Below are 12,595 nucleotides of genomic sequence, written 5' to 3'. Positions count from 1 at the left end.
CGCTCACGGGTCTCCGGGCGGACCGGCCCGGGAGACCCCGCGGGCCGCGCCGAACCGGGCCAGCGGCCCCTCGAGCGCGACCGCGGTTCCCACGTCGACGACGACCCGGTCCGGCTCCACCAGCTCGCACAGCTCCAGCTGAGCGCCGTTGGCCTGCGCGACGCGGGCGGCGGTGCCGCACGGCTCACCGGCCGCGAGACCGCGGGCGACGTCCGCGGCGGCGAGCGCGGCGAGGTCCGCGGCCTTGCCCGCCCGGTGGGTCGCGATGCCCGCCTGCGCCAGCAGCAGCACCGTGACCAGGAGCACGCCGAGCACGAGGGAGAGCGTCAGGGCGTGCACGGTGCCGCTGCCACGGTCATCGTCACGGTCATCGTCACGGTCACGGTCGGCGGCCGGTGCGCCGCCGGCCGGTACCGGGCGGACCTCCGGGCGGGCTGCCGGGTCAGCCACCGTGGTCCCCGGCCGTGCGGGCGCCCTCGGTCTCGGCGGAGGCCTCGGCGCGCAGCTCCCAGCCGCCCCAGGTGCCCAGGATCCCGGGGGCGGGGCCGGCCACGACCACCGTGGAGGTCCCGGTGCCGGCCTCGACGTGCACCGCGGCGTCCCGGCCCGCCACGGACAGCGCGGTCGAGCGGACGGTCGCGGAGCTCTCGCCGCGGGCTGCGGCCCGGGCCGAGGCCCGCGCGGCCTCCTCGTAGCGGATCAGCGTCATCCCGGCCGCGGCCGCGGCGAGCAGCACGGCCAGGAGCAGCACGAGCGCGGGCAGTAGGACCGCCGTCTCGGCGGTGACGGCCCCGCGGTCGGGACCCGCGGTGTGCGGCGACGGACGGGGGCGTTCGGCGGTCATGGCGGTCTCCTCGGGGACGGTGAGCGAACGGTGGGCAGGCGGAGGGCGGCGGTGATGAGCCGGTGCTGAGGCTGTGAGGAACCGGTGAGCCGGTGGGTGAGTGGACGGGACGGCTGCGAACGGCCGGGCGCAGAGGACGGCCGGCTCCGGGCGCGGGGAACGGTCACCCACCCCGCGGAACGCCGAGGATCACGGGGAGCCAAGGACCGTGGGAGAGGGAGGACCGGGGGACGGGAGGACCGGGGCATCCGCGGCGCCGGGACCGGCGCCGCGGATCCCACGCGGCACGGTTCTCAGACCCCGAGGGCCTTCTCGATGATCGCGGTCAGGAGCTCGCGCACCTGGCCGGAGGAGAGCACCGCGGCCATGACGCCGCCGAAGGCCGCGGCGGCGAGCACCACCATGGCGTACTCGACCGTGGTCGCCCCGAGGTCCGCCTCCTCCGCCCGCCCGAGCGGACGGGGCGGGGCGGAGGCGCCGCGGCGGGCGGCTCCGCCGGCGGCCGGTGTGAGGCCGGTGCCCCGCGCGAGATCGGGTGCCACGGAGCTGCGGCGCCGGAACGCCTCGCGGGAGGAGAACCGGGGCCGGGAGAGCTGCTGCTGGGACATGACGGGTCCTTTCGGGATGGGTGGAGCAGATGGAGGGAGGCGGCCTGATCCGCCTCGATCGGTGGACGGTGCAGCGGGCGGAGCGGGCTCCCGCGGACGGGGGCGCGCGGCTCCGGGCGCGGCGGGTCATCGGAACACCTCCGGGACGAGGCCCATCACGACCGGCAGCACGCCCCAGCAGACGAAGGCCGGCAGGGAGCACAGCCCCAGCGGCAGCACGAGCTGCACGGACAGCACCTCCGCGGCGCGCTCGGCCCGCCGGTAGGCGGCCCGGCGCACCTGGGAGGCCTGGAACCGCAGGCTCCGAGCCGAGGGTGCCCCCGAGGTCGCCGTGAACGCGAGGGCCTCGCGGTAGTCCTCCAGGTGCGCAGGCAGCTCGCCGGCCGCGGCCCAGGCGGTGGCCCACGGCAGACCCAGCCGCAGCCCGGCGCCCACCCCGGCCAGGGCACTGCCGGGCGCGTGCCCCCGGCTCCCGCCCAGCACGGCCACGGCCTCTCCGAGCGGCAGCCCGGCGTCCAGCATGGCCGCGGTCAGCTCCACGAGGACCCCGGCGGAGACGTGCGCCGCGGGAGCCCGGCGGCCCACCGTGGCCGGGCCCGAGCACGCCGTCAGGCGCGCCCGGTACGGCAGGAGCACCGCGGTCGCGGCCGCGAGCAGGAGCAGGCCCACGGCGGCGGCGATCAGGGCCGTCATCGCGCACCCACGGCCTCGGCCCGGCCGATCAGCGCTCGCGTCCACGCCCGGCCGAGGACGGTGAGGACCGCGCCGGCGACGAGCGCGGCCGCGCCCCACGGCGTGGTGAACAGGGTGCGCAGCGGGTCGACGCCCATCAGCATGCCCAGGGCGATCCCGAGCACCGGCAGCCAGGACAGGATCCGGACGGTCGATCGGGGGCCCGCCAGTGCGGTGCTCCGGGCCGCCTCGGCGTCCAGCTCGGCCTCGAGGGCGTCGGCGAGCCCGCCGAGCAGCTCGGCCAGCGGTGCACCGGTGCGCTCGGAGACCTCCCAGCACAGCGTCAGCTCGGCCGTGGCCGAGGCCGCCCACCGCTCCAGGGGCCGGTGGCCGAGCGCCGGGGCGGGAACGGCGGCGAGCGCGTCCGCGGTGCCCAGGCCCAGGTGGGCGGCGGCCGCCACGGCGGCGCACAGCTGCTCCAGGTGACGGGCCGTGGGTGTGCGGGACCGGTGGCCGGCTCCACCGGGGGCGCCCTCGAAGGCCGTCGCCGGCGACCGTCCCGCCTGCAGCAGCGCCGCCAGCCGGCGCAGCAGCGCGACCCACTCGGCCGACTCCGCGGCGGCGTCCCGGGAGAGACGGGACCGCCATGCCGTCATCCGCTTCCTGCCGGGGTCCCGCCGTGCGGCCGCCCGAACCCGGTGGAGCGGTCCGCCCAGCAGGGCGGCGGAGCAGCCGGCCAGGCACAGGGCGAGGACCAGCAGCGCGTTCACGGGGTGCTCCGCGCGGTGGCCGGTGCCGCGGCGAGGGACCGGTCCAGCAGGGCGCACAGTCCCTCCCAGCCCGGTCCGCGGCGCAGCCGCCCGTCGGCCTGGACGGCGGCGGGCACCGTGGCGAGGGCTCCGGCGCGCTCCTCGAGCAGGGAGACCGCGCGGACCTCGCGGTGCCCGCCCGCACGGGCGACGTGGATGACCAGGTCCAGGGCGCTCACGGCCTGCAGCGTGACCGCCTCCCGGCTCATCCCGGCGAGCGCGCCCAGGGCCGCGAGCCGGGCGGGCAGCGCCTCGGCGGAGTTCGCGTGGACCGTGCCCGCTCCCGTGTGCCCGGTGTTGAGCGCGGTGAGGAGCTCGCGCACCTCGGCTCCGCGGCACTCCCCCACCACGAGCCGGTCCGGGCGCATCCGCAGCGCCTGGCGGACGAGCTCGGCCAGGTCGATGCCTCCGGCGCCCTCGGCGTTGGCGTGCCGGGCCTGGAGCCCGACCACGTGGGGATGCTCGGGGCGCAGCTCGGCGGCGTCCTCGATCAGCACGATCCGCTCGTGCTGCGGCGACCGGGACAGCAGGGCGTTGAGCACGGTGGTCTTCCCGGCTCCGGTCGCCCCGCTGACCAGGAAGTTCGCCCCGGACTGCACCGCCCCGGCGAGCAGCTCGGCCGTGTCCGGGTGGACGGTGCCCACGTCCACGAGGTCCTGCAGGGACAGGGTCCGGTGGGTCCGGAAGCGCACGGAGAGCAGGGTCCCTCCGGTGGAGACGGGCGGCAGGACGGCGTGCACCCGGTACCCGCCGGCGGTCTGGACGTCGGCGCACGGGTGGGCGGCGTCGAGCCGGCGACCGGCGGCGGTCACCAGCCGCACCGCCAGGGCTCGCACCTCGGCGTCCGAGCGGAACGGAGACGCGACCCGCCGCACCCCGGCCTCGGTCTCCAGCCACACCTGGTCGGGCCCGTTGACGTAGACGTCGGTGAGTCCCCGGTGCGGCAGCAAGGGCTCCAGCGGGCCGAGCCCGGTGAGCTCGGCCCGCACCACCAGGACCGCGTGCAGCGTGCCGGCCGCGCCCAGCACGCGGCCGCCGGCGCGCACGGCCTCGGCGATGTCGGCGTCGGTGACGGGGCCCGGGGCGGACAGCAGCCGGTCCCGCACGTCCTCCAGCAGCGCGTCCGGCAGCTCGGGCGGGGAGGCGCTCACCGCAGCGCTCCCACGGCCGAGAGCAGCCCGGCCACGTCCCGGCCGAGCCGGCGGGAGCGGCCGGCCTCGAGGAGGCGGCCCGTCTCGGCGGCCTCGGGCACCCCGCCGCAGAAGCGCACGGACCCCGCGACCGGCAGGCCGGTCGCGGCGGCGGCGAGGGCGTCGTCCACGTCGGCCACGTTGAGCCCGGCCGGCACCAGGCGGGCCGGGACGCCGGCCAGCAGGTCCGCGGCCCACCGGGCGGCCAGCATGCCGCGCACCGTGCGGGGCGCCGGCACGAGGACCTGGTCGCACAGGACGGCCGTGTCCGCCGCCGCCGGGCCGGCCCGGCCGAGGTCCACGACGACGAGCTCCGCGGCCCGGCGCAGGGCCTCCAGCACGGGCGCGTAGGGCGCGGGCGCGCCGTCCGGGCGGGAGCGGTCCCAGGAGAGCCACCGCAGCCGGCCGGCACGGGCGAGGGCCGGCCACAGCTGCTCCGCGTGCACGGTCCCGGCGATGCGCTGCAGGTCCGGCCAGCGCAGCCCGTCCCGGTCCTCGAGGCCCAGCAGGACGTCGATGCCGCAGCCCTCCCGGTCCGCGTCCACCAGCACGGCCGTGCGCTCCTCCTGGGCGGCCCGGTCCGCGAGCCAGCACGCCAGCGTGGAGGCGCCCGCCCCGCCCACCGCACCCAGGACGCCCACGACGTGCCCCGTCCCGCCGGGGCCGGGTCCGCCCGTGCTCCTCGCGCAGAGCAGGTCGGCGAGCCAGCCGGCGGCGTCCGGCAGCACCGCGACGGTGCAGCCGCCGAGCTCGGCGGCCCGGTCCCACAGCCCGGTGTCCTCGGGCCGGCCCACCAGCACGGTGCCCGGCCGGACCCGGCCCCGCACCGCGTGGTGCACGTCCACCAGCTCGGTGTCGGCGAGCGGCGCCCGCGTGGAGGAGGTGGGGCCGGCGGGCTCGGCCAGCAGCTCGGCGCCGGCTGCGGCGCAGACGCGCCCGACCGTGGCGCGCAGGCCGGGGTCGTCGCTGACGAGGCGGACCGTGCGGACCCGGGCGGCGGGGACGCCCGGGGTCCGGGCCGGGGCGGGGCGGTGGGCGGCGGTGCTCATGGCCCCACTCTCGGTCCGGGCGGCCGGACCCGGACCCGGCCGGGCGGGCCGTGTGGACGGGCTGCCGGGCACGGCGCGGCGCGGGCGCGTGTGCAGTCCGGGCACCGGCCTACGGTGACGGACCCGTGCAGGACAATGGCCGGATGCACATCGTGGTGGGAGCAGCGGAGGAGGGACGGGCCGGGCACCGTGCCGTGGTGGTGTCCGACGGGGTGGCCGGCGCCGCCGTGGACGTGCCCGCCGGGGAGCTGGCCGCGTTCGTCGCCGCGCGCGAGGAGGCCGCCCGCCGGGCCGGGGACACCGCCCCGCGCTGGGCGTGGGAGCGCACCGGAGCGCTCTATCCCGAGCTGCTGGCCGCGGGAGCGCGCGTCGAACGGTGCCACGACCTGCGGCTGTGCCAGGCGATCCTCGCCACGGCCGCGACCGCGCACGGCTCCGGGGCGCAGGGCCCCCTCCCCTACGCCCCCGTCCTGCTGGCGCTGCCGGAGGACGAGGCGCCCGGCCTGCTCCCGCCCCCGCGGCCGGCGCAGGACCAGTCGAGCCTGTTCGAGCTGCCGCGCGCCGCCGGGCCGGGGGTGGACGAGCTCGTGGGCGAGCTGCTGGCCCAGCTCGCCGCCGTGGCCGGCGCGGCGGACCCCCGCCGGCTGACCCTCCTGCTGGCGGCGGAGTCCCAGGGGGCGCTGATCGCCGCGGAGATGCAGCATGCCGGGGTGCCCTGGCGCGAGGACGTCCACCGCGCCCTGCTGGAGGACGCGCTCGGGCCCGAGCCGGCCCCCGGGGAGCGGCCCGAGCGGATGGAGCGGACCGTCCGGCGGCTGCGGGAGGTGCTGCACGCCCCCGGGCTGAACCCGGACTCCCCGCAGGAGCTGCTCAAGGCCATGCGCGCGGCGGGCATCGACGTGACCAGCACCCGGCAGTGGGAGCTCGTCGAGTGGGCCCGGGCCGTGCCCGACCTGGCCGCACGGCGCCAGGCGCTGATCGAGCCGATCCTGGAGCACAAGAAGCAGGCCCGGCTGCTCAGCGCCAACGGGTGGCACTGGCTGGACAGCTGGGTGCGGGAGGGCCGCTTCCGGCCCGAGTACGTGGTGGGCGGCGTGGTCACCGGACGGTGGTCGGCCCGCGGCGGCGGCGCCCTGCAGATCCCGCACGTGGTGCGGGACGCCGTGCGGGCGGACCCGGGACGGGTGCTGGTCGTCGCCGACGCCGCCCAGCTGGAGCCGCGCGTCCTCGCGGCCCTCGCCCACGACGACGCCCTGGCCGCCGCCTCCCACGGCCGTGACCTGTACCAGGCCATCGCGGACCTGGGCGAGGAGCGCGGATCGGAGCTGACCGAGCGCCCGCAGGCGAAGGTGGCCATGCTGGGCGCCATGTACGGGGCCACCACCGGGCAGTCCGGGCGGCTCATGCCGCACCTGGCCCGGATGTTCCCGCGGGCCGTGGACTACGTCGAGCGGGCGGCCCGCGTCGGGGAGACCGGCGGGCAGGTGTGCACGCACCTGGGCCGCTGGTCGCCCCGGCCGGGGCCGGACTGGGACGCGGCCCAGCGCGACACCGCGACGGCGGAGGCCGAGCGGCGCGCCGGGGCGATGGCCCGCGGCCAGGGCCGGTTCACCCGTAACTTCGTGGTGCAGGGCACCGCGGCGGAGTGGGCGATGTGCTGGATGGGCGCCATCCGTTCCGCCCTCGTGCGGGAGGGGATCGACGCCGAGCTCGTCTTCTTCCTGCACGACGAGATCGTGCTGCACTGCGCCCGGGAGGAGGCCGAGCGCGCGGCCGAGCTGGTCCGGGGATGCGCCGGGCAGGCGGGGCGGATGGTGTTCGGCCGGATCCCGGTGGAGTTCCCCGTCAGCGTGACCGTGGTGGAGTCCTACGCGGACGCCAAGTGAGCGGCCCGCCGGCCCCGCCCCGGGCCCGGCTCGGGGCCCGGCACCGGCCGGGGCGCAGCGCTCGGCGCAGCCCCCGGCACAGGGCCCCGGACAGGAACGGCCGCCGGTGCCGGGCTCAGCACAGGTCCCGGTACGGGGCTCCCGTCACGTGCCGGCTCCACTCGTCCTCGGTGATCCGGTCCCCGCGGGCCGCGCAGACCGCGCTGACCGCGTCCTCCGCCTGCACCAGCCAGCTGCGCACCACGCCGTCGTCGCCGGTGGCGATCAGCTGGTCGCCGACGAAGCGCACGTCGTTCATCCGGTCCCCGGAGGCGGACAGGGCCGCGTAGACGCTCAGGTCCGCGGCGCCGACCTTCCAGATCCACACGAACTTGTCCCCCGAGGCGCCCGCCAGCAGGGTGCCGTCCGGGGAGAACTGCAGTCCCTTGACCGAGGACAGGGCGTCGGAGGTCTCGCCCAGGGGGTGGGGCTCGGACGGGTCCGCGACGTCCCAGAGACGCACCCGCCCGCCCTCGGTCCCCACGGCCAGGACGTCGGCCACCGGGGAGAACACGGCCGAGGTCACGACCGAGTCCAGGGTGAGCTCCGCGGTCCGGCGGGGCGCGGCGGGGTCGGAGACGTCCCACAGCTGCACGTGCCTCGAGTCGTCCGCCGCCGCGAGCACCGTCCCCGAGGCGTTGAACCGCGCCGCCTCCGTCCCGGCCACCGGGATCGTGGACACGCGCCGGACTCCTCCGCCGGCGTCACGGCGCAGGAGGGCGACCTCGGTGCCGACCTCGGACCACGCCGCGATCGTGGAGCCGTCCGCCGTCACGTCGGCGCCCGTGACCCCCACGTCCAGGGCCGCGGCCCGCGCCGGCTCCTGCGGGCGCCCGTCCTCGAGGGGCCAGGCCAGGACGTCCCCGTCCTCGGTGCCACCGGCCACGAACGAAGCGTCGGGGGCCACGGCGCCCGCGTACCAGAGGGTCTCCCCGGGCGGGGCCTCCGGCGACGGCAGCGGCACGGGCACCTCCCCGGTGAGGTCGAACAGGGAGACGACGCCCGCGCCGATGCCCACGGCGCTGAGCACCGTGGCCGAGCGGTCGGCGGAGAGCTGGTACACCGGCTCCCCGCGGCGGTGGATCACCGGGCCCTCCAGGTCCCACGAGCGGGTGGTGCCGTCCTGGGAGGCGGTGATCAGCCGCTCGCCCACCCGCAGCGCCCCCGTCACCCGGGCCGCCGTGGGGAACACCTCCACGCGCGCGAGATCGGGCAGCCGGTGCACGTAGGCGTTCTGGTCGAAGCTCGCGGCCACGATCTGCTCCCCGTCCGGGGAGAAGCTGACGTCGCTGACCCAGCTGCCGAAGTCGCGGACGGTCCCGGCCTCGGCCAGCCGCTCGCCCTCGACGTCGTAGAGCCGCAGCTCGCGGGCGCTCAGCCCCACGGCCAGGCGGGCGCCGTCGTCGTCGAGGGCCAGGGACCGGACGGTCCGGCCCGTGGGCACCGGGTCGAGGCGCTCGGCGTCCCGGCCGTCGGTGGCGTACCGGACGAGGCCCGCGGAGCTCCCGCCGGCGTAGACGGTGCCGTCGGCGGCCGCGGCGACGGCGAGGACGTCGGCGTCCTCGCCCAGGGGCAGCCGCGGCAGCGCCCGCGAGGACACGGGGTCCTCGAGCGACCAGCGCAGCACCTCGCCCCGGCCGCCGGCCAGCAGCTGCCGCCCGCCGGGCGAGAACACCACCGCGTTGAACGGGGTCCCGGTGTCCACCTCCAGGCCGGCGATCCGCCGCACGGGCCGCTCGGTGACGTCCCACAGGCTGACGTGGCCGGTCCCGGCGACCGCCGCGAGCACCCTGCCGTCCCGCTCCACGAGGTCGACGTCGGCCAGGCCCCGCTCCGCGTCGTCGAGGACCACGACGTCCTCCCGGTCCTCGACCAGGCTCTCGAAGTCCCACCACACGGACAGCCGGCCGTCCCCGGCGGCGCGCGCCACCACCGAGCCGTCGTCCAGCGCCGCGAGCCGGGACGCGCCGTCCGGGCCCAGCCAGCGCTCCGGGGCGCTCACCGCGGTCGCGTCGATGAGGGCGGAGACGCCCTCCCGGGTGGGCGACATCCGATACGCCGCGAGACTGAGCTGGGCGGCCAGGTTCGGCGACTCCCCCCGGATGCGGGAGGCCTCCAGCGCCGTCTGCCGGGACAGGGCCTGGTCACGGGCCGTCTCCGCGTCGACCTGGAAGCGCTCCGCCCGGATGCCCAGGGCGCCCGCGACCACGGCCGCGCAGACCGCCAGGGCCAGCAGGACGAGCGCCACGTGGCCGCGCCGCTCGATCTCCCGGGCCGTGCGCTTCTGCCGCTCGAGGGCGTCGTCGTAGTGCCGTTCGCTCTCCGCCAGGTACTCGCGCTCGGCCGGGCTGAGCAGCACCTGCTGCTGCGGGTCCCCGGTCCAGTCCCGGAAGGAGGCCAGCTGGCCCAGCGGGATCAGCGCGAGGGGATCGCGGTCGTTGGCCAGCCACATCTGGGTGGCCCGCTGCAGCTGCTGCCGGACGTAGAGGTCGCGCCGGCCGTCCTCGATCCAGCGGCTGAGCCGGGACCAGTGGTCGAGCAGGGACTCGTGGCTGAGCTGGACCTCGTCCCGGTCCACGGTCAGCAGCCGGGCGCGGGCGAAGTGCTCCACCACGGCGGGACCGCCCTCGGGCAGCTCCTCGCGCGGGACCGGGGTGCGCACCACGGCGGCGGAGGAGCCGGTGCCCACCACGCGCACCAGGCGCAGGAAGATGGCCCGGGCGAGGTCCCGCTCACCGGGCTCCAACGCGGCGTAGACCTCCTCGGCCCGGCGGTCCACGGCCTCCGTGATGCCGCCCGCGGCGTGGTAGTCGGCCACGGTGAGCTCGCGGGTGCGGGCGTGCTCCCACGTGCCGAGCAGGGCCTGGGAGAGCAGGGGCAGCAGCCCCACCCCGATCTCCGCGCCGCGGGGGGCCACGTCGCGCAGGATCACCTCGACCAAATCCGGGGAGACACGGGCGCCGACGGCCTCGGCGGGGCCGACGACGATCTGCTGCAGCTGCTCGCGGGTCAGCGCGCCGAGCAGCACGGGGCGCTCCAGGGCGGCGCGCAGCTCGGCGTGGCTGCTGGCCTTGCCGAAGAAGTCCGCGCGCAGGCCCACCACGACCACCCGGTCCCGGCTCGCGGCGGCGAGCCGGTCCAGGAACCGCCCGGGCTGCTCGGCGTCCCGGGTGCCGGTCCACAGCTCCTCCAGCTGGTCGACGACGAGCAGGTCCGGGTCGGCCTCCACCGCGTCGTCGAGCCGGCGCTCGGGGTCCAGGCCCGGTGTGGTGGCCAGGGCGCTCCACCCGTGCAGCGGCTGGCCCTCGGCGCGCAGCCGGCCGAGCAGGCCGGCCCCCAGCAGGGAGGACTTGCCCGCGCCCGAGGCGGCCACGACGGCGAGGATGCGGGGCCCGTCGGCACCGGCCAGCCGGGTCACCCGCTCTCCGAGCTCGGCGACCTCCGCGGTCCGCCCGAAGAAGTGCGCCTCGTCCTCGGCGCGGTAGGAGCGCAGGCCCACGTACGGGGTGGTCGCGGGCTGGACGGGCGTGCGGGAGCGGTTGACGTCCTCCCACCACTGCTCCGCCGGGCGCTCCTCGGTGAGGCCGAGGGCGTCCAGGAGGGCCGTGAACTCCTCGCGCAGGGCCGGGCCGGGCAGGTGCGCCCCGCTGAGCCAGCCCTGGATGGTGCTGGCGGGCAGGCGGCAGGCCGCGGCGAGCGCGCGCACCGACAGGCCGCGGCGGCGGCGGGCGGCGCTGAGCTGCTCGGCGAGCCGCGGCCGGTCGGCGCCGGGTCGGGGCGAGGCCACCGGGAGCCTCCTCGGGGGTCGTGGGCAGGGGGGACCCTGGCATCGTAAGTCGGCTTGCCTGCGCTCCGGCAATGTTGCGCCCGGAGGTGCGCGATGTCCCCGGGACCTGCTAGAGCGGTGCCGGGAGGACCCGGTCGGTGTCCCACGGCACGGCCCAGCCGAGGGCGGTGAGCACCCGGTCCAGGAGCACGCCGGTGAACCCCCAGACGGTCACCCGGGCGTCGGTGCCGGCCACGGGCACCGCGAAGGCCGGCGAGCGGTAGGTCTGCCGGCCGCGCGTCACGGCTGCGTAGTGCCGGTTGGCCGGGTCGATCAGGTCCAGGACCGGCACGCGGAAGACCAGGGAGGACTCGGCGTGGTCGACGACGTCCACGGGCGAGACGTCCTGCCACCAGCCGAGCACCGGGGTGACGAGGTGGTTGGAGACCGGCAGCGGCACCGGGGCGAGGGCGCCGAGCACCTCCACGCCCCGCGGGTCCAGCCCCGTCTCCTCCTCGGCCTCGCGCAGGGCGGCGCGCACGTGGGCGCCGCTCACCCGGCCGCCGGGCACGGGGACCAGCTCGTGCGGGTCCCCGTCCTCGGGGTCGAGGCGGCCGCCGGGGAAGGCGACCTGCCCCGGGTGGGAGCGCAGGGTCGCGGCGCGCTGGACGAGCAGGACGTCCAGGTCGCGTCCCACCCCCTCCGCGTGCGCGCGGCTGCGGGAGGGAAGGTCGTCGAGCGCCCCGAAGAGGATGAGCACCGCGGAGCGCCGGTAGTTCTCGTCGATGCGCCCGATCCGCCACGGCTCGCGGTCCTCCATCCGCAGGCTGTGGCCGTTGCGAGCCACCCGCAGCAGGTCCCGGTAGGCGTGGCCCCGCGGTGCTCCCCCGACGTCCTCGGCGGCGCTCACGAGCTCAGCGGCCAGCCGTCGGCCTGCAGCTCGGCCCGGGTGCGGCCGGCGAGGAACTGCCCCAGCAGCTCCTCCCGGCCGGGGGCGAACTCGTACTTGAGCAGCGACGCCGCCTCGGCGGTGTCCGTGGGGCCCTCGCCGTAGGACGGGCACAGGTCCGCGACGGGGCACACCCCGCACGCCGGGCGGCGGGAGTGGCAGATGCGGCGCCCGTGGTAGACGAGGCGCTGGGACAGGTCCGTCCAGTCGCGCGGCTCGAACAGCGCCGCGACGTCGCGCTCCACCTTGACCGGGTCCTCCTCGGCCGTCCAGCCGAAGCGGCGGGCCAGCCGGCCGAAGTGGGTGTCCACGGTGATCCCGGGCACCCCGAAGGCGTTGCCCAGCACCACGTTGGCGGTCTTGCGGCCCACGCCGGGCAGGGTGACCAGGTCCTCCAGCCGGCCGGGCACCTCACCGTCGTGGTCGTCCACGATCTTCTGCGCCAGGGCCTGGATCGCCCGGGTCTTGGCCCGGTAGAAGCCCAGCGGCCGCACGATCTCCTGGACCTCGGCCTCGTCCGCCTCGGCGAGCGCCCGCGGCGTCGGACAGGCGGCGAACAGCCGGGGCGTGGTCGCGTTCACGCGCACGTCCGTGGTCTGAGCGGAGAGCACCGTGGCCACGAGCAGCTCGTAGGGCGAGCGGAAGTCCAGTTCGGCGACCGCGTAGGGGTAGGCCTCGGCGAGGACCGCGTTGATCCGCCGGGCACGGCGCTTGAGCGACAGCGGTGACTCCGGCGTCCCGGTGCGGCGGCGGCGCCTTCGGGGTGCCCGGGATCACCGTGGA

General features: G+C 77.8%; 11 protein-coding genes. 1 reads left to right on the top strand and 10 read right to left on the bottom strand.

Annotation, left to right across the window (positions count from 1 at the left end; genetic code table 11):
- Window positions 1–3: 3 nt before the first annotated feature.
- From ABL57_RS08755 to ssd, 7 genes are all read right to left on the bottom strand, one after another.
- Window positions 4–450 (bottom strand): Rv3654c family TadE-like protein, encoded by a 447-nt coding sequence (locus tag ABL57_RS08755; RefSeq protein WP_082157327.1) that lies wholly within the window; start codon window positions 448–450, stop codon window positions 4–6.
- On the bottom strand, window positions 443–844 hold the full coding sequence (locus tag ABL57_RS08750; protein WP_047803079.1) for a TadE family type IV pilus minor pilin: 402 nt from the start codon (window positions 842–844) through the stop codon (window positions 443–445). Before ABL57_RS08750 ends, ABL57_RS08755 begins: the two co-directional genes overlap by 8 nt.
- A gap of 293 nt (window positions 845–1,137) precedes the next feature.
- Window positions 1,138–1,452, bottom strand: a complete 315-nt coding sequence (locus ABL57_RS08745; protein WP_152683331.1) for a DUF4244 domain-containing protein — start codon at window positions 1,450–1,452, stop codon at window positions 1,138–1,140.
- Window positions 1,453–1,578: 126 nt separating this feature from the next.
- Window positions 1,579–2,145: a type II secretion system F family protein gene (locus ABL57_RS08740; RefSeq protein ID WP_047803078.1), complete on the bottom strand. Its 567-nt coding sequence runs from the start codon at window positions 2,143–2,145 to the stop codon at window positions 1,579–1,581.
- Window positions 2,142–2,894: a type II secretion system F family protein gene (locus ABL57_RS08735; protein WP_047803077.1), complete on the bottom strand. Its 753-nt coding sequence runs from the start codon at window positions 2,892–2,894 to the stop codon at window positions 2,142–2,144. The genes ABL57_RS08740 and ABL57_RS08735 overlap by 4 nt, the downstream gene beginning before the upstream one ends.
- The gene (locus tag ABL57_RS08730) at window positions 2,891–4,084 is read right to left on the bottom strand and encodes a TadA family conjugal transfer-associated ATPase (protein WP_047803076.1); all 1,194 of its coding nucleotides are present in this window, start codon (window positions 4,082–4,084) and stop codon (window positions 2,891–2,893) included. Before ABL57_RS08730 ends, ABL57_RS08735 begins: the two co-directional genes overlap by 4 nt.
- Window positions 4,081–5,172, bottom strand: coding sequence for a septum site-determining protein Ssd (gene ssd, locus ABL57_RS08725; RefSeq protein ID WP_047803075.1), 1,092 nt, complete (start codon window positions 5,170–5,172; stop codon window positions 4,081–4,083). The genes ABL57_RS08730 and ssd overlap by 4 nt, the downstream gene beginning before the upstream one ends.
- Window positions 5,173–5,315: 143 nt before the next feature.
- On the opposite strand from ssd, the gene ABL57_RS08720 reads away from it, so the two are divergent.
- A complete protein-coding gene (locus tag ABL57_RS08720; protein ID WP_047803074.1) occupies window positions 5,316–7,058 on the top strand; it encodes a bifunctional 3'-5' exonuclease/DNA polymerase in 1,743 nt (580 codons plus the stop codon).
- 115 nt (window positions 7,059–7,173) lie between these two features.
- On the opposite strand, the gene ABL57_RS23385 is transcribed toward ABL57_RS08720, so the two are convergent.
- The 3 genes from ABL57_RS23385 to nth all read right to left on the bottom strand — a co-directional run bounded on the left by ABL57_RS23385 (window position 7,174) and on the right by nth (window position 12,534).
- Complete coding sequence (locus tag ABL57_RS23385; protein WP_047803073.1) at window positions 7,174–10,884, bottom strand: helix-turn-helix domain-containing protein; 3,711 nt, start codon at window positions 10,882–10,884, stop codon at window positions 7,174–7,176.
- A gap of 109 nt (window positions 10,885–10,993) precedes the next feature.
- Entirely contained in the window at window positions 10,994–11,683 is a 690-nt protein-coding gene (locus tag ABL57_RS08710; protein WP_082157331.1) for a CoA pyrophosphatase, read from the bottom strand.
- A gap of 86 nt (window positions 11,684–11,769) precedes the next feature.
- Window positions 11,770–12,534: an endonuclease III gene (gene nth, locus ABL57_RS08705; protein ID WP_047803071.1), complete on the bottom strand. Its 765-nt coding sequence runs from the start codon at window positions 12,532–12,534 to the stop codon at window positions 11,770–11,772.
- Window positions 12,535–12,595 lie beyond the last annotated feature (61 nt).

The organism is Kocuria sp. SM24M-10, from assembly GCF_001027955.1.
GTDB lineage: Bacteria > Actinomycetota > Actinomycetes > Actinomycetales > Micrococcaceae > Kocuria > Kocuria oceani.
This window is presented reverse-complemented; position numbering and strand designations above follow the sequence as displayed.